Source organism: Gryllotalpicola kribbensis (assembly GCF_039538245.1).
GTDB lineage: Bacteria > Actinomycetota > Actinomycetes > Actinomycetales > Microbacteriaceae > Gryllotalpicola > Gryllotalpicola kribbensis.
Genome location: NZ_BAABBX010000016.1, coordinates 373,458 through 392,626, shown reverse-complemented (window position 1 = coordinate 392,626; position 19,169 = coordinate 373,458). Strand labels below are relative to the sequence as shown.

The window sequence follows — 19,169 nt, the reverse complement described above, 5'->3', positions numbered from 1 at the left end:
GCGTTACGGCCTATTCCTCGAGCTCGGGGGGAAGGTTCGCCTCCGTGCCGGGAATCCCGAGATCCGCGGCCTTCTTGTCGGCCATCGCGAGCAGCCGGCGGATGCGGCCGGCGACCGCGTCCTTCGTCATGGGCGGGTCGGCGTGGTGGCCGAGCTCGTCCAGGCTCGCGTCGCGGTGGGCGAGGCGCAGCTCGCCCGCGTACTTCAGGTGCTCGGGCAGATCGGGCCCGAGGATCTCGAGCGCGCGCTCGACGCGCGCGCACGCGGCGACCGCCGCCTGGGCGCTGCGGCGCAGGTTCGCGTCGTCGAAGTTCACGAGTCGGTTCGCCGTTGCGCGCACCTCGCGGCGCTGCCGCAGCTCCTCCCAGCTGCGCACGGTGCCGGCGGCGCCCATCAGCGACAGCATGCCGCTGATCGCCTCGCCGTCGCGGATCACGACCCGATGCACGCCGCGCACCTCGCGCGCCTTGGCCGCGATGCCGAGGCGCCCGGCCGCGCCGACGAGCGCCATGGCGGTCTCGTTGCCGGGCGTCGTGATCTCGAGCGAGGCGGTGCGACCGGGGTCGGTGAGGGAGCCCGCGGCGAGGAACGCCCCGCGCCACACGGCGGCCAGCTCGTCGCGCGAACCCGTCGTGAGCTTGTTGGGCAGCCCGCGGATGGGGCGACGGCGCGCGTCGAGCAGGCCGGTCTGGCGGGCGAGCGTCTCACCGCCGTCGACGACGCGGACCACGAACTGGTCGGTGCGACGCGTTCCGGACGCCTTGATCGCGGCGCCCTCTGAGCGGACTCCGTACAGCTCGGCCAGGCCTCGAGCCACATGGCGCGCGAGCTGCGGGCTGTCGAGCTCGCTCTCGATGGCGATGCGGCCCGAGATGACGTGCAGGCCGCCGGCGAGGCGCAGGATGGTGGCGAGCTCCGCCGCACGTACCGTGGTCTTGCCCGCCTCGACCGAGAGAAGCTCGTCCTTCACGTCCGCGGTCAGTGCCACTGAGTTACGTCCAATCTGCCGCGTCACTCGCGGCCAAGGTCACGGTGCTTGACGTTGACGGCGACTCCGGGCAGGGCAGAGGCCCGCCGCGCCAGCTCCTCGACGATCGCGACGGAGCGGTGCTTGCCGCCGGTACAGCCTATCGCGATCATCGCGTGGCGCTTGTTCTCGCGCTGGTAGCCGGCGAGGGCCACCTCGAGCATGCGGCTCCACAGATCGACGAACTCGGCCGCCCCGTCCTGCTCGAAGACGTAGTCGCGCACCGGCTCGTCCGTGCCGTTCAGCGCACGCAGCTCGGGAACCCAGAACGGGTTCGGCAGGAAGCGCACGTCGGCGATCATGTCCGCGTCGCTCGGCAGCCCGTACTTGAAGCCGAAGCTCGAGATCGTCAGCTGCACGCCGGGAGTCGTGTCGGTCTTGTACGCGTCGTGGATCTGGTTCGTGAGCTGGTGCACGTTCAGCTCGGAGGTGTCGATCACCTTGTCGGCGAACTCGCGCAGCTGCTTGACCCGCGTGCGCTCCTCCATGATCCCGTCGAGGATCGTGCCGTTGCCCTGCAGGGGGTGCGGGCGGCGCACCGACTCGAAGCGCCGCACCAGCGCGGCATCCGACGCGTCGAGGAACAGCACCGACAGGCGGACGTTGTCGCGCAGCGACGGCAGGAGGTCCTGGAGCTCGGTGAAGAAGTCGCGGCCGCGCACGTCGAGCACGGCGGCGATACGCGGAGTGTCCTGCTCGGTGCGGCCCGCCAGGTCGAGCAGCGGCCGCAGCATCTGCGGCGGCAGGTTGTCGACGACGAACCAGTCGAGGTCTTCGAGGGCCTTCGCCACGGTCGACCTGCCGGCGCCGGACATCCCGGTGACGATGAGCACCTCTTGCGTCGACATGGCGGTGCCCGGTGCTGTCTGCGCTGGTGGCATGGCCGTCACACCACCAGCCTATTCACTCGCCGGTGGCACCGGGGGCCGGCTGTGCCGCCTGCGCCGCGTCCGCCACGTGCAGGGTGTCGTACACGGCCTGCGCGAGCGCGGGGCCGATGCCGCGCGCCTCGGCGATCGCCTCGACGGATGCCTGCCGCAGACGCGCCACGGAGCCGAAGTGCCCTAGCAGCTCTTTGACGCGGGCCGGCCCGAGGCCGGGCACCGTGCCGAGCACGGTCGAGATGTCGCGTTTGCGGGTCGAGCGCTGATAGGTGATCGCGAAGCGGTGCGCCTCGTCGCGGATGCGCTGGATGAGGAAGAGCGCGTCGGAGTTGCGCGGCAGGATCACGGGATAGTCGGAGTCGGGCAGCCACACCTCTTCGAGGCGCTTGGCGATGCCCGCGAGCTGGATGCCTCGCACGCCGGACTCGTCGAGCGCGCGCTTCGCGGCATTCACCTGGGGCTGGCCACCGTCGACGAGCAGCAGCTGCGGGGCATACGCGAACTTCTTCCGGCGGGTCTCGCCCGTCTCGTCGTCGCGCTCGCCGACGGGGGCCGCCGCCTCCTCTTTCAGATAGGCGAGGCGCCGCGTGAGCACCTGGTAGATCGAGTCGGTGTCGTCGGTCGTCTCGGGGATCGAGAAGCGGCGGTACTGGTCTTTGCGCGGCAGGCCGTCCTCCATGACGACCATGGAGGCCACGACGTTCGTGCCCTGCAGATGGGAGACGTCGTAGCACTCGATGCGCAGCGGCGCCTCGGCCATGCCGAGCGCGTCCTGGATGACGTTCAGCGCCTGCGAGCGGGCGGTGAAGTCGGCGCTGCGGCGCGTCTTGTACAGGGCGAGAGCGCCCTTCGCGTTGATGGCGGCGGTCTGGGCGAGTTGGGCCTTGTCGCCGCGCTGTGCGGTGCGGAGCGCGACCGCTCCCCCGCGGCTCGCGCCGTCGAACTCGGTGCGCCGGGCCGTGAGCCACTGCTCGAGCGCCTCGCTGTCGTCGGGCACCTCGGGCACGATGACCTCGCGCGGGGGCGCGAAGTCGCCGTCGTAGGCGTTCTGCAGCACGGTCTCGACGAGCTCGCCGAGCTCGAGGTCGAGCTCTTTGTCGACGACCCAGCTGCGTGTTCCGCGGATGCGGCCGCCGCGCACGATGAACTGCTGCACCGCGGCCGCGAGCTCGTCGTGGGCGATGCCGAAGACGTCGGCGTCGACGTTGTCGGAGAGGACGACCGCGGTCTTCTCCATCACGGCGGTCAGCGCCTGGATGCGGTCGCGATAGCGGGCGGCCAGCTCGAAGTTCAGCTCGGCCGAGGCATCCGTCATCTCCTTGGTGAGCGTGCGCAGGTAGCGCTGGTCGCTGCCGGACATGAAGTCGACGAACTCGTTCGCGAGCTCGCGGTGCTCTTCGCGGGTGATGCGGCCGACGCAGGGCGCCGCGCACTTGCCGATGTCGGCGAGCAGGCACGGGCGGCCGGTCTGCTCGGCGCGGCGGAACACCCCGTCGGAGCAGGAGCGCATCGGGAACGCCTTGAGCATCAGATCGAGCGTCTCGCGGATGGCCCAGACCTTCGTGTACGGCCCGAAGTAGCGGCTCGTCTTGTCTTTGCGACTGCGGGTGACGAGCGCGCGGGGCACGTTCTCGCCGAGGGTGACGGCGAGGTAGGGGTAGCTCTTGTCGTCCTTGAAGACGACGTTGAAGGGCGGGTTGAACTCCTTGATCCAGGTGTACTCGAGCTGCAGCGCCTCGAACTCGTTGCCGACGACCGTCCACTCGACGCTCGCCGCGGTCGTGACCATGCGGCGGGTGCGCTCGTGCAGATTGCGCAGCGGCTGGAAGTAGTTCGAGAGCCGCGCGCGCAGGTTCTTCGCCTTGCCGACGTAGAGCACGCGCTGGCTCGCGTCGCGGAAGCGGTACACGCCGGGAGAGGTCGGGATCTCGCCCGTCTTCGGCTTGTAGGGAACGGTCTGGCTCGGCGCGCGCCCGTTGGTGATGGCGGGGCCCACGGTCAGGCGGATGCCTTCGCGAGAGCGCGCTCGTCGAGCCCCAGGATCTCGCGCAGGAAGAACCCCGTGTGGCTCGCCTCGACCTGGGCGACCTGCTCGGGCGTTCCCGTGGCGATCACCTGACCGCCGCCCGCGCCGCCCTCAGGCCCGAGGTCGATCAGGTAGTCGGCGCTCTTGATGACATCGAGGTTGTGCTCGATGACGATGACCGTGTTGCCCTTCTCGACGAGGCTGTCGAGCACGAGCAGCAGCTTGCGCACGTCTTCGAAGTGCAGGCCCGTCGTCGGCTCGTCGAGCACGTAGATGCTGCGGCCGTTGGTGCGGCGCTGCAGCTCGGTGGCGAGCTTGACGCGCTGCGCCTCGCCGCCCGAGAGCGTCGTGGCGGACTGGCCGAGTCGCACATAGCCGAGGCCGACGTCGACGAGGGTCTTCAGGAACCGGTGGATCGAGCCGATCGGCTCGAAGAACTCGGCCGCCTCGGCGATCGGCATGTCGAGCACCTCGGCGATGTTCTTGCCCTTGTAGTGCACCTGCAGCGTGTCGCGGTTGTAGCGTGCGCCGTGGCAGACCTCGCAGTCGACGTAGACGTCGGGCAGGAAGTTCATCTCGATCTTGATCGTGCCGTCGCCCTGGCAGTTCTCGCAGCGGCCGCCCTTGACGTTGAAGCTGAAGCGGCCGGGCTGGTAGCCGCGGGACTTCGCCTCGACGGTCTCGCTGAACAGCGTGCGGATCTTGTCGAACACGCCGGTGTAGGTCGCCGGGTTCGACCGCGGGGTGCGGCCGATCGGCGCCTGGTCGACGTGCACGACCTTGTCGAGGTTGTCGACGCCGGTCACGCGCGTGTGCTTGGCGGCCACCTTGCGTGCGCCGTTGAGGCGCTGCGCGAGGACGCGATAGAGGATGTCGTTGACGAGGGTCGACTTGCCGGAGCCGGACACCCCCGTCACCGCGGTGAAGACGCCGAGCGGGAACTCGACCGTCAGGTCCTTGAGGTTGTTCGCATTGGCGCCGACGACCTGCAGCATCCGCTTCTTGTCGACCTTGCGGCGCTTCTTCGGCACGGCGATCGCCTTGCGGCCGGCGAGATAGTCGCCGGTCAGCGAGTCCTTGTTGTCGACGAGCTCGTCGTAGGTGCCGGAGTGGACGACCTTGCCGCCGCCCTCGCCCGCGCCGGGGCCGATGTCGACGATCCAGTCGGCGGTGCGGATCGTGTCTTCGTCGTGCTCGACGACGATCAGCGTGTTGCCCAGGTCGCGAAGGGCGACGAGGGTGTCGATGAGGCGGCGGTTGTCGCGCTGGTGCAGGCCGATCGAGGGCTCGTCGAGCACGTACAGCACGCCCGTGAGGCCCGAGCCGATCTGCGTCGCGAGCCGGATGCGCTGCGCCTCGCCGCCCGAGAGGGTTCCGGCCGCGCGCGCCATGTTCAGGTAGCCCAGCCCGACCTGGATGAGGAAGTCGAGGCGCAGCTTGATCTCGCGCAGCACCTGAGCGGCGATCGTCGCCTCGCGGTCGGTGAGCGTGAGCTTGTTCATGAACTCGCGCGAGTCGGTGAGGCTGAGCTCGGCGACATCGGCGATCGAGTGGTCGTGGATGAGCACCGAGAGCACCTCGGGCTTGAGGCGCTTGCCGTCGCAGACAGGGCACGGCACCTCGCGCAGGAACTCGGCCCAGCGCTGGCGCTGGGTGTCGGTCTCGGCCTGGGCGTACTGGCGCTCGATGTAGGGCACGACGCCCTCGAAGCCCGAGGTGTAGCTCATCTCGCGGCCGAAGCGGTTGCGCCACTTGACCTTGACCTCGAAGTTCTCGCCGTGCATGACCGCCGTGCGCACGCGCTCGGGCAGCTTGTTCCACGGCGTGTCGAGGTCGAAGTCGAGGTCGCGTGCGAGGCCGGCGAGCAGCTTCTCGTAGTACTGGTAGAGGCTCTTGCCCTGGCTCGTCCACGGGATGATGACGCCCTCGGCGAGGCTCAGCTCGGGGTCGCCGAGCAGCAGCTCGTCGTCGACGGCCATGCGCACGCCGAGGCCGGAGCACTCGGGGCAGGCGCCGAACGGCGCGTTGAACGAGAAGGTGCGCGGCTCGATCTCGGTGAGCTGGATCGGGTGCCCGTTCGGGCAGGCGAGCTTCTCGCTGAAGGTCACCCATGCCTCGGGCGAGTCTGCCGGGGCGTCGACGAAGTTCACGTCGACGAGGCCGTCGCTCAGGCCGAGCGCGGTCTCGATGGAGTCGGTGAGCCGGCCGAGGATCTCGGGCCCGGCGACCAGCCGGTCGACGATGACCGAGATGTCGTGCTTGTAGGACTTCTTCAACGTCGGCGGCTCGGTCAGCGCGTGCTGCTCGCCGTCGACGAGGACGCGGGCGAAGCCTTTGGCCGCGAGCTCTTTGAAGAGGTCGACGAACTCGCCCTTCTTCTGCTTCACGACGGGGGCGAGCACCTGGTAGCGAGTGCGCTCTTCGAGCTCCATCAGCTGGTCGGCGATCTGCTGCACGGTCTGGCGCTGGATCTTCTCGCCGCACACGGGGCAGTGAGCGACGCCGATGCGCGCCCAGAGCAGGCGCATGTAGTCGTAGATCTCGGTGATCGTGCCGACGGTCGAGCGCGGGTTGCGGTTCGTGGATTTCTGGTCGATCGAGACCGCGGGGCTCAGACCCTCGATGAAGTCGACGTCGGGGCGGTCGACCTGGCCGAGGAACTGGCGCGCATAGGCCGACAGCGACTCGACGTAGCGGCGCTGGCCCTCGGCGAAGATCGTGTCGAAGGCGAGCGAGGACTTGCCTGAGCCGGAGAGCCCGGTGAAGACCACCAGGGCATCGCGGGGGATCTCGAGGTCGACATTGTGCAGGTTGTGCACGCGCGCGCCGCGCACGCTGAGCTTGGCTCGCGAGCCGACCGGGTGCACGTGCCCGAACGCTGCGGAAGTAGTGGGGGACGTCACCTTTCGAGTCTAGATTCGACCACCGACATTGCGCTTGGCGGGGGCCTCGCCTGCGCTTGGCGCGGGCCTCGGCCGAGCCTCGCCTGCGCTTGGCGCGGGCCTCTGTACCGAGTGACGGCGGCCGTGCCACGATGATCGCGTGCTGGCATACCGCGACTACCTCAGGCTCCTTCCCAAGACCGAGTTGCATTGCCACTTCGTCTCGACGCTGAGTGCCGCACGACTCATCTCGCTCGCCGACCGCTACGGGGTCGAGCTGCCGACCACCGACCCCGAGGAGCTGTTCGCCTACGACGACCTCGCCGACTTCCTCGTGGCGTTCCGGGCGGCGACCGACGTGCTGCGCACGTCGGAGGACCTCGCGACGACCGCCTACGACGGGGTCCGTGCCGCGGTGATCGCGGGCAATCTGCGCTACCGCGAGTACGGCGTGAACCCGCAGTACTTCGCTGCGCGCGGCATGGGCTACCGCGAGTTCCTCGAGCCGGTGATCGACGGCCTGCGTGCAGCCGAGCGCGATCTGGGCGTCGGCTTCCGACTCGTGGTGGCGATCAACCGGCGCGAGTCGGCGGGAAGTGCCGTCGAGCTGGTCGAGCAGATGATCAGCCACCCGTACCCGGAGGTGGTCGCGCTCGGGCAGGACGACCTCACGCCCGAGAACACCGAGGACCCCGGGCGCTTCGCCGAGGCATACGCGCTGGCGAAGCGGCACGGCTTCCACCTCACCGCCCATGCGGGCGAGACCGCAACCGCCTCTGCAGAGGACGTGCGCGTGGCCGTCGACGTGCTCGGGGTCGATCGCATCGACCACGGCTACCGCGTGCTCGACGACCCCGAGCTCGTCGCGCGCCTGCGCGAGCGGCAGCTGCCGTTCGCGACCACTCCCCTGTCGACCCGCGCACTGTCGGGGTGGGCGCTCGACCCCGGTCACCGGATTGCGCGGATGATCCGCGCCGGGCTCAACGTCTCGGTCTCGACCGATGACGGCGTCTTCTTCCGAACCGATATCGGCCGCGAGTACAGCGAGGGCCTCTTTTCGTTCGGCATCGACGCGGAGGGCGCCAAGGCGGTCGCTCTCGCCGGCATCGACGGCGCGTTCTGCGACAGTGATGAGAAGGCTCGGCTGCGCGCGGCATTCCACGCCGAGTTCCTGGCGCTCGACGCGCTGCTCGAACCAGGGGCGCACGCGGCCGCGCCCGCGTAGCCGCACGCGGCCGGCCGCAGCGCGACGCCACACACACACACACTTCCGCCTCATGCGCCGACGCTCTCGAGCCGTAGCTGCGCCTGCCCCCCGGCCTTCGAGTGCAGCCTGATCGGATCTCGCCCCGGCCACAGCAGCCAGTACTCCGAGCCGCGCCGCTCGACGCGCGCACCATGGTTGTGCAGCATCAGGTGATGTCGCCTGCAGAGCAGGACGCCGTCGCGCGTCTCGGTTCTGCGGTTCGCGGGACTCGCGCCCCAGGGGTTGTCGTGATGCGCCTCAGCGGCACCGGGAGGCATCGGGCAGTCGGGCCAAAGGCACCCGCCGTCGCGCGTCGCCATCGCTCGCCGCTGTCTGCCGGTGAAGAGCCGCTGGTCCTTTCCGACGTCGATCGCCTGGCCTGTCTCGTCGAAGAGCATGGGGGTGAACCCGCTGCCGCAGACCATCCGCAAGGCATCCGTCGCGGTGATCGGGGCGTTCGCCCCGTCGACCCAGGCGATGCCCTCATCGGGCCCCGCACACGGGAGGCCGAAGGATGCGCCCGGGCAGCTGGTGTGATCGCCCGCGTGATGCCGCGCGAGAATCGCCTGCGCCGTGCGCGCCCTGGCGAGATCGCGCGTGGTGACCGCCACCGTGACCTGGGGCCGCTGCCGCGAGAGCAGCACGTTCTGCTCGGACCGGCCGCCGCACTCGACCAGGTCGACGAGCGTGTCGGCCTGTAGCTGCTCATTGCTGCGCGGGTCGTCGTCGAGCTCGCGTGCCCAAGCGAGCTCGGCCTCGTCGCGGAAGCGCGGGCCGCCGAGCCGCGGCGACAGCATGGCACGGATCGGCCCATAGAACCGTGCATCGGATTCCGGGTCGAGATCGATGTCGTAGTGCACCATGCCGCTCGTACGCACGTGCCGTCGGAACGAGCGCATCTCCTTCCGCTGCTCGGCCTCGCGGGCGGCCGCCAGCGTGTCGAGCGAGGCGCGCATGCGCTGAGCGGCACGGGAGAGGTCTTCAGGAGACCACTGGCCCGACCAGCAGTCGGCGATCAGTTCGAGCACCCCGCGGCGCCACGCGACAGCCAGCTCGCTCAGCCGGGGCGTGCCGAGCGCTCGCCGTAGCGCGTCGCCCTGCGCCGCGCTCAGCCACTCGTTGCGCACGGCGACGCCGATCGGCGCGTCCCACGAGCCGGGCAGGCCGGCGAGGGCCGATATCGAGCGCGGCGCAGGCTCGCCCCGCGGCTCACCTGCCGTCGGATGAACGGGGGCGACCGCCTGGGCGGTCTCGAGCAGATCGCCCACACGGATCAGCCGAGTGGCCTCGTCGCGGCTCACCCCCGTGAGGTTCTGAATGAGCCCGACGCCGTCTCTGAAGCCGCGCCGCTGGGCGAGCCCGTCGACTCCGAGCTCGCGCGCGGACTTGCGCTGAATGTCGGCGGCGAGCAGTGAGATGGTTCCGCCGATTCGCGAGCGGATGCCGCCGAGCAGCTGCGTCGCCCGGGCCTCTTCGTCGGGCGTCAGCGCCGCGAGATCGTCGGCACACGGCAGCGCCCGGTCGACCATGGCGGCCAGGCTCTGAAGCGACTCGAGTACCGAAGACACGCCATCAGGCTAGAGCGAACCACCGACATTCAAGGCCTGGATGGCGAATGTGTGTACTATTTCGTTGATTTCGGTATGTGAGCGGAAAGTGCTGCCCAACGGGTGACCGGCCCACGCATCCATGCCATCATTGACGTGTTCCCGCGGATCACCCGCTATGCCAGGGAACGGGAGGAAGGACAGGGAATGACGGGCATCACCGGTTTCGCGACCACTCGCTGACACCGCCGCCTGCCCGCCCCTGATCGAGCACCAAGGCTCCGCCGTGTCGGCATTCCATCTCGACACCAACCGGAGCCTTTTCCATGCCCTCTGCACCCTCGGTCGTCTTGAACGACCTCACATTCACCTGGCCTGACGGCGATCTCGCCCTCGACGGCCTCACCGGCTCCTTCGGCCGCGGCCGCACCGGCCTCATCGGCGCGAACGGCGCCGGCAAATCCACGCTGCTGCGGCTGATCGCGGGCCGTCTCACGCCGACGAGCGGGATCGCGACCGTCACGGGCACGGTGGACTATCTGCCGCAGCACCTCACGCTCGATGCGGATGCCACGGTGGCCGAGCTGCTCGGGGTGCGCGCCGCGGTCGACGCCGTCCGCGCGGTCATGCGCGGCGACACGGACCCCGCGAACTACGACCTCATCGGCAGCGACGGCTGGGATCTCGAAGAGCGTGCCGCCGCCGAGCTCGCAGCGACGGGGCTGCCCGCCGACCTCGACCGCCGGGTCGACGAGCTGAGCGGAGGCGAGGCGATGCTGGCCGGCGTCGTCGGGGTGCGGCTGCGCGGGGCATCCGTCGCCCTGCTCGACGAGCCCACCAACAACCTCGACGGCGACGCGCGTGAGCGGCTCTACGAGCTGGTGCGCGGGTGGCGCGGCGCGCTCATCGTGGTGAGCCACGACACGGCGCTGCTCGAGCTGATGGATGACACGGCCGAGCTGCGTGGCGGCGCGCTCACGGTCTTCGGCGGCCCGTTCAGCGCCTATCGCGCCTGGCTCGACGAGCAGCAGGCGGCGGCTCGGCAGGCTCTCGCCACCGCCAAGCAGCGCCTGCGCGTGGAGCAGCGCGACCGGATCAGGGCCGAGGCCAAAGTGGCGCGCAGTGCCGCAGACGGTCGGAAGAAGCGAGCGAACGGCGATTTCGGCAAGGCGATGTTCGATGCGATGAAGAACTCGGGTGAGAAGTCCGGCGCGAAGATCCGTGGCCTGCATGCGGGGCGCGAAGCCGAGGCCAAGGCGGCGGTCGAGGCCGCAGACCTGCTGATCCGCGACGACGATCGCATCACGGTCGACCTGCCGGACCCGGGACTTGCGCGCGGGCGCCGGATCGCCGTGCTGCGCAGCGCGGACGGGCGCGAGTTCGTGCTGCAGGGCCCCGAGCGGGTCGCTCTCACGGGGCCGAACGGCGTCGGCAAGACCACACTGCTCGAGCGACTCGTGGGCGGCGAGGGCCTGCTGGCGGAGCGGGTCGCGTACCTCCCGCAGCGCATCGACACCCTCGACGAGAGCGGAACCGTGCTGGCGAACGTCGCCGCGTCGGCGCCGAACACCACGACGGGTGAGCTGCGCAATCGGCTGGCCCGCTTCCTCATCCGCGGCGACGCCGTCGACCGGCCGGTCTCGAGTCTGTCGGGCGGCGAGCGCTTCCGGGTCGGGCTCGCTCGGCTGCTGCTCGCCGACCCGCCGGCCCAGCTGCTGGTGCTCGACGAGCCGACCAACAACCTCGATCTCGACTCGATCGACCGGCTGGTCGAGGCGCTCTGCGCCTATCGCGGCGCGCTGCTCGTCGTGAGCCACGATCGCGGGTTCCTCGAGAGGCTGAACCTCGACGTCGAGCTGCGGCTCGAGGCATCCGGCAACCTCACGACGCTGGCGCGCTGAGTGCGACGCCCTGCGCACGCGACGCCCTGCGCACGTGACGCCGGCCGCGTCGTTTCAGTGCAGGGCGGCCGCGAGCTCGGTGTCGGCGAGGTCCCGGAAGGCGTAGACGAGCCGAACCGCCGACGGGTCCGGGTTGCCGGCATCGGGCCCGCGGTGCACGAGCTTCATGCCGAGCTTCTCGGCGACCGCCTTCGACGCCGCGTTGTGCTCGAGCAGGTACGCGATGACTGGGGATGCCGGGCGCGCGGCCTCTGCTCGCGAGATCGCCCGCCGGCTGAGCTCCGTCGCGAAACCACGACCCTGCGCCGCGGGCGCGAAGCGGTAGCCCAGGTTCCACACCCCGCCGGGCAGCACCGAGCAGCCGCCGTAGCCGACGATCCGGTCGCCGCCACGCTCACGTGCGACCCAGGTGTCGAGCCCGACGGCATCCCAGACGGCCATCCAGCGCCGCACCCTCCCGACCGTCTGCGCGCGCTCAGTGGGGCGCAGGCTCGGGAAGTGCTCCCAGACCCGCGGGTCTGAGAGGATCGCGTGCAGTCCGTCGACGTCGTCGAGCGTGGGGCGATAGAGGTCGAGCCGGTCGGTGGAGTCTTCGGGAGTCCGGGGCGCTGAGTCGGGGGCGGGCACGCCACGAGCCTAGGGGGCCGAAGGAGCACTGGGGGCACGGTCAGCGCACTCCTCACTCATTAGACGACGAGAAGCCCTCGCAGTCGTTCCCGCGTCTCCTCGTCCACCCCGAGGTCGGTCATGATCTGCGGCGCGCTCGCCGCGGTCTCGCGCACGATCGGCAGTTTGTCGGCGAGCCATGCGTCGGTCTCATCGGCCGTCCAGCGAGACTGCCGATCGACCGTCGGCGCGTGATTCGCCGCACCCGCCATCGCGCGCACCGAGTGCGCGTAGTCCTGCGCGACCGCGTCGGGGGCGACCCCCGCATTGCCCAGCAGCAGCGCCGAGATCATGCCCGTGCGGTCGCGCCCCGCGCTGCAGTGCACGAGCACGCCCGGCCCGGCGGCAGCCACTGCTTCGAGAGCCCCGCGCACGAGGTGCGGCTGCAGGCGCCAGTTGTGCGCCCAGTACTCGGGCGAGTCGAGGATCGGGAAGCAGAGCCGCCGGAACTCCTCGTCGCTCTGGTCTTCGGTCGGGGCATCCGCCACGGTGATGTCGGCGATGCTGGCGGGCGCGAGCTGCGGGTCCCCCTCGCGCGGCCCCACCTCGTGCGCGCAGCGCAGGTCGACGATCGCGCGCAGCCCCCAGTCGCGCGCCTGCTGCCAGCCGAGGGCCGTGAGCCGCTCGCGGCGCGGCCCGCGCGCGACGCGGCCGAACGCCGTCACGCCGCTCGGCGACAGGGCGGTGGGCAGGCCGCCGAGATCCTTGGCGTTGACGTAGCCGTCCCAGGCGAGCTCGCGCATGCGGTCAGCCTACGGACCGCGCCTGCGCGGCATCCGCTCTCACTCCACGCGTCTGGCGAGCCGCGCGAACAGCACGGCGCCGAGCGCGAGCAGCGCGATCGCGGCGATCACGGCTGCCGGCGCCCACTCGGGGTGCGGCGCACCGCGCAGCCAGAGTGTCAGGGCGAGCATCCCCTCGCAGGGAACGACGACGATGCCGGCGACGACGAGCGGCCGCGCGAAGACCCGCAGCTCGACGCGCGCCGCGAGCGGCGTGAGCGCGGCGCGCGCGGCGAGAACGTGGGCGAGCGCGATGCCCGCGAGCACGGCATACGGATGCCACGAGCCGGCGCCCGGCGGCTGGGAGAGCTCGGACAGCGCGAGACTCAGCATCGCGACCCATGCGAGCTGCACCCACGGCGTCGTCGCGGCGGCCAGAGCGCCGAGCACCGCGACCCAGCCCCACGCGTCGGCCAGGTGCAGTGCCGCGGTCGCGAGCAGCACGACGCCCAGAGCCGCGCGCACGGCCCACGCCGGGGCCTCGACGCCCGTCCCCGCCAGTGCGCGACTCATCGGGCGGCCGCCAATGCCGGATTCCGCGGCCGCGCGAGCGCGAGCAGGCGGGCGTCACGCTCGGGGTCGCCCCGTTCGAGCCCCCACACCAGCACGTCGACCCCGCCGCGGCGCAGCGCCGCCATGCGGTTCTCGCGGTCCATCATGACGAGGCGGTGGGCGATGCGCCGCGCCGTCGTCAGCTCGTCGGTGCGCCCGGGCGGCAGCACGTCGACGGCGACCACGCGGTGCCCCGCGGCGGCGAACTGCAGGGCCGCCGACATGGGGTGGTCGTCGAGGAACGTTGACAGCAGGAACACGCCGGCGCCGGGAGTGACGAGCGGCGGCCGCCGCGTCACGCGCGCCGCCCCGACGGGCTGCGTCGCCGCGATGGCCCGCAGCACCCGGTCGAGGTGCCGGGTGCCGGCGCCGGGCCGCGCGACCCGGCCCGGGACGGCGAGGTCGGCGAGCGCGACCCTGTCGCCGCGGTGCAGATAGCCGGCGGCGATCGCCGACGCGGCCGACCGGGCGATATCGAGCGAGGTCGTGCCGCTGCGCACCGGGTCGAACAGCTCCCAGGTGTCGACGCTCTCGCCGAGATCGTCTGCGCTGTCGACGATGACGAAGATTGTCGCGTCGGCCTGGGCGCGGGTGCGGCGCACATAGAGCTCGCCGGGGTCCCGCGCGAGCCGGGCGGTGGCCTTCCAGTCGATGCGACGCAGCCGGTCGCCGGGCCGGAAGCGATCGATGTCGTGGAAGTCTCCGCCGTCGCCGGGCCGCGAGGAGTCGTGGCTGCCGGTGAGGCCGGTCAGCCGCGCGGGCAGCGGCAGCGCGGTGATGGGGACGAAGGCGGGCTCGATCGTGCGGTCGACCCCGATGGGCGCACTGACGTCGGTGAGCAGCGCTGCCCCGGCGGCCACCAGCCGCCAGTCCGCTGTGACGATGCGCTGCGGGCCCGAGTGCGGTGCGGGCACCCGGCCGCGCACGTCGATGGGCCGCTCGGGCGAGGCGGCCAGCACGTGCAGGCGCGGGCGCACGCCCAGCTCGAGGACACGCAGCTGCACCGCCTCGACGCCGGGCGCCGTCTCGAGGCGCACGCGGTAGCCCAGGGTGTGCTCGCGCGCGGCGCGATCGGCGGTGAGCGCGTAGTGCACGGGAGCCGCAGCGGCGGCATCCGTCGCCTGCTCCCCCGCCATGGCCCGCGGCCGGCGATCCCAGGCCCACGCCGCGAGCGCAAGCAGCGGCAGGCCCATCACGACGACATCGGGATGCCCCGAGACGATGCCCGCGGCGGCGGTGAGGAATCCGACCACGATCGCGCCCGTCTGCGCGATCGTGAGCCTCCAGCGCGGCTGGGGTGCGCCGGGCCGCGGCGTGCTCATGCCCGGGAGCCGACCCCGCCGGCGTCGCCGACCCCGACGGCGGGCGGCCCCGCGACCACGTTCACGAGTTCGGTGACGACGTCGCGCGGGTTGACCCCGGTGGCCCACGCCTGGGCCGTGAGCGAGAGCCGGTGCGCGAGCACGGGGATGGCGACCGCCTTGACGTCGTCGGGCGTCACGTAGTCACGGCCGGCGATGACTGCGCGGGCGCGGGCGACGAGCATCAGCCCCTGCGACCCGCGCGGTGAGGCGCCGACCTGCACCGAGGGGTGCGTGCGCGTCGCGACGGCGAGGTCGACGCAGTAGCCCGCGATGTCGGGGTCGACGTACACCGCCTCGACCCCTGCCTGCATGGCGGCGAGCGTCTCTGCCGTGACCACCGGCTCGACGTTCGCGACCTCGTGCCGGCGCTCGACGCGCGCGAGCAGCACCTGCCGCTCACCGTCGCGCCCCGGGTACCCGACCGCGAGCCGCACCATGAAGCGGTCGAGCTGCGCCTCGGGCAGCTGGTAGGTGCCCTCGAACTCGATCGGGTTGCTCGTCGCAACGACGTGGAACGGCTTCGGCAGCGGGAAGCTGCGCCCTTCGACGGTGACCTGCCCCTCGGCCATCGCCTCGAGCAGCGCCGACTGCGTCTTCGGCGAGGTGCGGTTGATCTCATCGGCCAGGAACAGCCCGGTGAAGACGGGGCCCTCGCGGAAGACGAACTCGCCCGTGCTCGGCTGGTAGACGTAGGACCCCGTGATGTCGGAGGGCAGCAGGTCGGGAGTGCACTGCAGCCGACGGAAGCGCAAGCCCAGCGCCGACGCGATGCTGCGTGCGGCGAGCGTCTTGCCGAGACCCGGCACGTCCTCGAAGAGCACGTGGCCGCCCGCCAGAATCGTCGCGAGCGCGGCCGTGAGCGGCTCGCGCATGCCGACGACGACGCTGCCGACCCGGTCGAGCACCTCGTTCGCGAGCCGCGAGATCTCGGCGATCGGCAGAGCGTCGGCGGGCGCCCCCGCGCCTCGGGCGTCGGCCATCGGTGCGTCGGTCATGTCGGCTCCTTCATCGGGGCGAGGCGGCGCCCGGCAGCTCGACCCGATCGAGGGCGTCGAGCGTCGCCAGCAGCGCTGCCTGGCTGGGCATGTTCGACACGTTACTGTGCAGCGTCGCGTATGCGCGCGCACCGATCAGGCCTTCGACCCGCGAGCGATCGGATGCCGCGTCGAGGTCGAGGCCTCGCTGCGCCAGACGCCCGCGGGCGATGCCGCGAACCCGCTCGAGCGCGCGCGGCTGCACGCGCCCCTTGAGGTCGGCGACCGCCCAGCCGAGCACGTGCACGTCGTCGCGCGCACCGGCCGTGGTCTCGGGCACGCGCTTCGGCCAGATCGGCTCGTCGAGGCGCGGCAACGCGCGCCAGAGAGCGACCGCGGCCGCCACCACGACGCCGATCGCCACGGCCCACCACGGCGAGGCGCCGAAGTACCAGACGCCGCCCCCGGCGATCACGCCGGCCGCGAGGGAGGGGGCGAGCACGTGCGAACGGGTGAACGGCGTCATCGCCGACTCCTGAGGATGGGCTCATGCCACGAATCGAGCATGCGCTCGACGGCGGAGCGCGCGGCGCGCACGTCGGCGGAGGTGATCGGATGCGCGCCGAAGCGCACGCCCTGATAGACCTCGACGAGCTGCTCGGCCGCGCGCTCGTCGGCCTGGACCCTGGTGATCACCCGGCGGGTGAACTCGGTCGGCGTCTCGGCCGGCCGGCGCTCGACGCCCGAGTCCTCGGCGGCGGCCTGCAGCCCGAGCCATGCCGTGACGATGGCGTCGCCCGGCTCGCGTGGCGCGTCGAGCTCGTCGAGGGCGCGCCGCAGGCCCCGGTGCACCGTCGGCGCGTCGGGCTCGGGCTCGTCGTCGGCGCTCGCATCGGCCGGGAGCGGCGGCGGGGTCGGCTCGGCCGCACCATCGAGAGGAAGCCGGGGCGGCGCCTGGCGGGCGCGCAGCAGTGCGCGCAGCACGAGCCAGAACGCGACGGCGGCCGCGAGCACGACGACCCCGAGCAGGATCAGCGGCCAGACGGAGCCGTGGCTCTGAGGCGGCACGGGCGGCAGCGAGGGCGGCGGCGCCTGGTCGTGCTGCGGCTGGGGCGGCGCACCCAGCCCCTCGGGCAGCCAGACGGGCCGGCCGAAATGCGGCGCGCCCCCGAACAGGACCGCGACGACCAGAGCCGCGCCGGCCACGGCGCAGCCGATGAGGGTGCGGTTGCGGGCCGGCCGGCTCAGGCGTGCCCCGCCTTCTCCATCTGGCGCAGCTCCTTCTTGAGGTCGGAGAGCTCGTCGCGCAGCCGAGCCGCCAGCTCGAACTTCAGCTCTGCCGCGGCCTCGAGCATCTGCCCGTTGAGGTCGGCGATGAGCTGCTCGAGCTCGTTGGCGCCCTGAGCGGCGATGCCGACGCGCTGGCTCTTGGCGCCCTTGCCCGCCTTGCCCTCGCCGCGACCGCGCTCGGCGAGCACCTTCGCCGTGTCGGCCTCTTCCCGGGCGAGCACCTCGGTGATGTCGGCGATGCGCTTGCGCAGCGGCTGCGGGTCGATGCCGTGCTCGGTGTTGTACGCGATCTGGATGTCGCGCCGGCGGTCGGTCTCTTCGATCGCGGCCTTCATCGAGTCGGTCATCGTGTCTGCGTACATGTGCACCTCGCCCGAGACGTTGCGGGCGGCGCGCCCGATCGTCTGGATCAGCGAGGTGCCGGAGCGCAGGAATCCCTCTTTGTCGGCGTCGAGAATCGCGACGAGCGACACCTCGGGCAGGTCGAGGCCCTCTCGCAGCAGGTTGATGCCGACGAGCACGTCGAAGACGCCCTGGCGCAGCTCGGTCAGCAGCTCGACGCGGCGCAGGGTGTCGACGTCGGAGTGCAGATAGCGCACCCGCACGCCCGCCTCGGTCAAGAAGTCGGTCAGCTCTTCGGCCATCTTCTTCGTCAGCGTCGTCACGAGCACGCGCTCGTCGCGGTCGACGCGGGTGCGGATCTCTTCCAGCAGGTCGTCGATCTGGCCCTTCGTCGGCTTGACGACGACCTTGGGGTCGACCAGGCCCGTCGGGCGGATGATCTGCTCGACGACGCCGTCGGCGATGCTCATCTCGTAGCGGCCGGGCGTCGCCGACAGATAGACGGTCTGGCCCACGCGGTTCTTGAACTCGTCCCACGTCAGGGGCCGGTTGTCGAGGGCGCTCGGCAGCCGGAAGCCGTGCTCGACGAGCGTGCGCTTGCGGCTCGCATCGCCCTCGTACATCGCACCGATCTGCGGAACGGTCTGATGGGACTCGTCGATCACCACGAGGAAGTCGTCGGGGAAGTAGTCGAGCAGGCAGGTCGGCGGCTCGCCCGGGTTGCGCCCGTCGAGGTGGCGCGAGTAGTTCTCGATTCCCGAGCAGAAGCCGATCTGCTCGAGCATCTCGAGGTCGAAGGTGGTGCGCATGCGCAGCCGCTGCGCCTCGAGCAGCTTGCCCTGCCGCTCGAGCTCTTCCAGCCGCTCGGCGAGCTCTTCGCGAATCGTGCCGATGGCCCGGTGCACCGCGGCCTGGCTGGCCGCGTACTGCGTCGCGGGCGCGATGGACACCGAGTCGAGCCGCTGCAGCACCTGGCCCGTGAGCGGGTGCAGCAGCGAGATCGCCTCGACCTCGTCGCCGAACAGCTCGATGCGCACGGCGTTCTCGTCGTAGATGGGGATGATCTCGATCGTGTCGCCCCGCACGCGGAACTTGCCGCGTGAGAAGTCGATGTCGTTGCGCTCGTACTGGGCGTCGACGAAGGTGCGGATCAGCCGGTCGCGGCCGACCACGTCGCCGACCTGCAGCACGGTCATCGCGCCGAGGTACTCGTCGACGGCGCCCAGGCCGTAGATGCACGACACGGTCGAGACCACGACCACGTCGCGCCGCGACAGCAGCGCGTTGGTCGTCGAGTGCCGCAGCCGCTCGACCTCGGCGTTGACCGACGAGTCCTTCTCGATGAAGGTGTCGGTCTGCGGCACGTAGGCCTCTGGCTGGTAGTAGTCGTAGTACGAGACGAAGTACTCGACGGCGTTGTTCGGCATCAGCTCGCGGAACTCGTTGGCGAGCTGCGCGGCGAGCGTCTTGTTGTGCGCGAGCACGAGCGTCGGCCGCTGCACCTGCTCGATGAGCCACGCGGTGGTCGCCGACTTGCCCGTTCCGGTGGCGCCGAGCAGCACGATGTCGGTCTCGCCGGCGTTGATGCGCCCGGCGAGCTCCCTGATCGCCTGCGGCTGATCGCCGCTCGGCTCGTATTCGCTGACGACCTCGAACGGGCGCACGGCACGAGTGGGTTGGGCCATG

15 protein-coding genes are annotated in these 19,169 nt (G+C 71.3%); 2 read left to right on the top strand and 13 right to left on the bottom strand.

From position 1 onward, the window contains the following. Positions 1 to 10: 10 nt before the first annotated feature. Genes whiA through uvrA form a run of 4 tightly spaced genes read right to left on the bottom strand, consistent with a single transcriptional unit; the run spans position 11 to position 6,804 of the window. Positions 11 to 988: a DNA-binding protein WhiA gene (whiA, locus tag ABD716_RS14160; protein WP_344777952.1), complete on the bottom strand. Its 978-nt coding sequence runs from the start codon at positions 986 to 988 to the stop codon at positions 11 to 13. A 23-nt stretch (positions 989 to 1,011) separates the two neighbouring features. Next, on the bottom strand, positions 1,012 to 1,908 hold the full coding sequence (gene rapZ / locus ABD716_RS14155) for an RNase adapter RapZ (RefSeq protein ID WP_344778432.1): 897 nt from the start codon (positions 1,906 to 1,908) through the stop codon (positions 1,012 to 1,014). Positions 1,909 to 1,930: 22 nt separating this feature from the next. Next, positions 1,931 to 3,907: an excinuclease ABC subunit UvrC gene (gene uvrC, locus ABD716_RS14150; RefSeq protein WP_344777950.1), complete on the bottom strand. Its 1,977-nt coding sequence runs from the start codon at positions 3,905 to 3,907 to the stop codon at positions 1,931 to 1,933. A 2-nt stretch (positions 3,908 to 3,909) separates the two neighbouring features. Continuing rightward, complete coding sequence (gene uvrA / locus ABD716_RS14145) at positions 3,910 to 6,804, bottom strand: excinuclease ABC subunit UvrA (RefSeq protein WP_344778430.1); 2,895 nt, start codon at positions 6,802 to 6,804, stop codon at positions 3,910 to 3,912. A gap of 175 nt (positions 6,805 to 6,979) precedes the next feature. Here uvrA and add point away from each other — a divergent pair, with 175 nt between their 5' ends. After that, a complete protein-coding gene (gene add / locus ABD716_RS14140) occupies positions 6,980 to 8,044 on the top strand; it encodes an adenosine deaminase (protein ID WP_344777949.1) in 1,065 nt (354 codons plus the stop codon). A 50-nt stretch (positions 8,045 to 8,094) separates the two neighbouring features. Here add and ABD716_RS14135 read toward each other — a convergent pair whose 3' ends face one another. After that, the gene (locus tag ABD716_RS14135) at positions 8,095 to 9,633 is read right to left on the bottom strand and encodes an HNH endonuclease signature motif containing protein (protein WP_344777948.1); all 1,539 of its coding nucleotides are present in this window, start codon (positions 9,631 to 9,633) and stop codon (positions 8,095 to 8,097) included. A 305-nt stretch (positions 9,634 to 9,938) separates the two neighbouring features. Between ABD716_RS14135 and ABD716_RS14130 the strand changes: the two genes are divergently transcribed. Further along, entirely contained in the window at positions 9,939 to 11,513 is a 1,575-nt protein-coding gene (locus ABD716_RS14130; RefSeq protein ID WP_344777947.1) for an ABC-F family ATP-binding cassette domain-containing protein, read from the top strand. A gap of 54 nt (positions 11,514 to 11,567) precedes the next feature. Here ABD716_RS14130 and ABD716_RS14125 read toward each other — a convergent pair whose 3' ends face one another. Genes ABD716_RS14125 through uvrB form a run of 8 tightly spaced genes read right to left on the bottom strand, consistent with a single transcriptional unit; the run spans position 11,568 to position 19,168 of the window. Further along, positions 11,568 to 12,140, bottom strand: coding sequence for a GNAT family N-acetyltransferase (locus ABD716_RS14125; RefSeq protein WP_344777945.1), 573 nt, complete (start codon positions 12,138 to 12,140; stop codon positions 11,568 to 11,570). 59 nt (positions 12,141 to 12,199) lie between these two features. Continuing rightward, positions 12,200 to 12,922 carry a tyrosine-protein phosphatase gene (locus ABD716_RS14120; RefSeq protein ID WP_344777943.1) on the bottom strand — a complete coding sequence of 241 codons (723 nt, stop codon included), beginning with the start codon at positions 12,920 to 12,922 and terminating at the stop codon, positions 12,200 to 12,202. Positions 12,923 to 12,961: 39 nt separating this feature from the next. Beyond that, positions 12,962 to 13,474, bottom strand: coding sequence for a hypothetical protein (locus ABD716_RS14115; protein WP_344777941.1), 513 nt, complete (start codon positions 13,472 to 13,474; stop codon positions 12,962 to 12,964). Then, positions 13,471 to 14,835, bottom strand: a complete 1,365-nt coding sequence (locus ABD716_RS14110) for a DUF58 domain-containing protein (protein ID WP_344777939.1) — start codon at positions 14,833 to 14,835, stop codon at positions 13,471 to 13,473. The genes ABD716_RS14115 and ABD716_RS14110 overlap by 4 nt, the downstream gene beginning before the upstream one ends. Continuing rightward, on the bottom strand, positions 14,832 to 15,872 hold the full coding sequence (locus ABD716_RS14105) for an AAA family ATPase (protein ID WP_344777937.1): 1,041 nt from the start codon (positions 15,870 to 15,872) through the stop codon (positions 14,832 to 14,834). The genes ABD716_RS14110 and ABD716_RS14105 overlap by 4 nt, the downstream gene beginning before the upstream one ends. A gap of 10 nt (positions 15,873 to 15,882) precedes the next feature. After that, a complete protein-coding gene (locus ABD716_RS14100) occupies positions 15,883 to 16,377 on the bottom strand; it encodes a hypothetical protein (RefSeq protein ID WP_344777935.1) in 495 nt (164 codons plus the stop codon). Further along, on the bottom strand, positions 16,374 to 17,057 hold the full coding sequence (locus ABD716_RS14095) for a DUF4129 domain-containing protein (protein ID WP_344777933.1): 684 nt from the start codon (positions 17,055 to 17,057) through the stop codon (positions 16,374 to 16,376). The genes ABD716_RS14100 and ABD716_RS14095 overlap by 4 nt, the downstream gene beginning before the upstream one ends. Positions 17,058 to 17,095: 38 nt before the next feature. After that, positions 17,096 to 19,168 (bottom strand): excinuclease ABC subunit UvrB, encoded by a 2,073-nt coding sequence (gene uvrB / locus ABD716_RS14090; protein WP_344777931.1) that lies wholly within the window; start codon positions 19,166 to 19,168, stop codon positions 17,096 to 17,098. Between the last annotated feature and the right edge of the window lies 1 nt (position 19,169).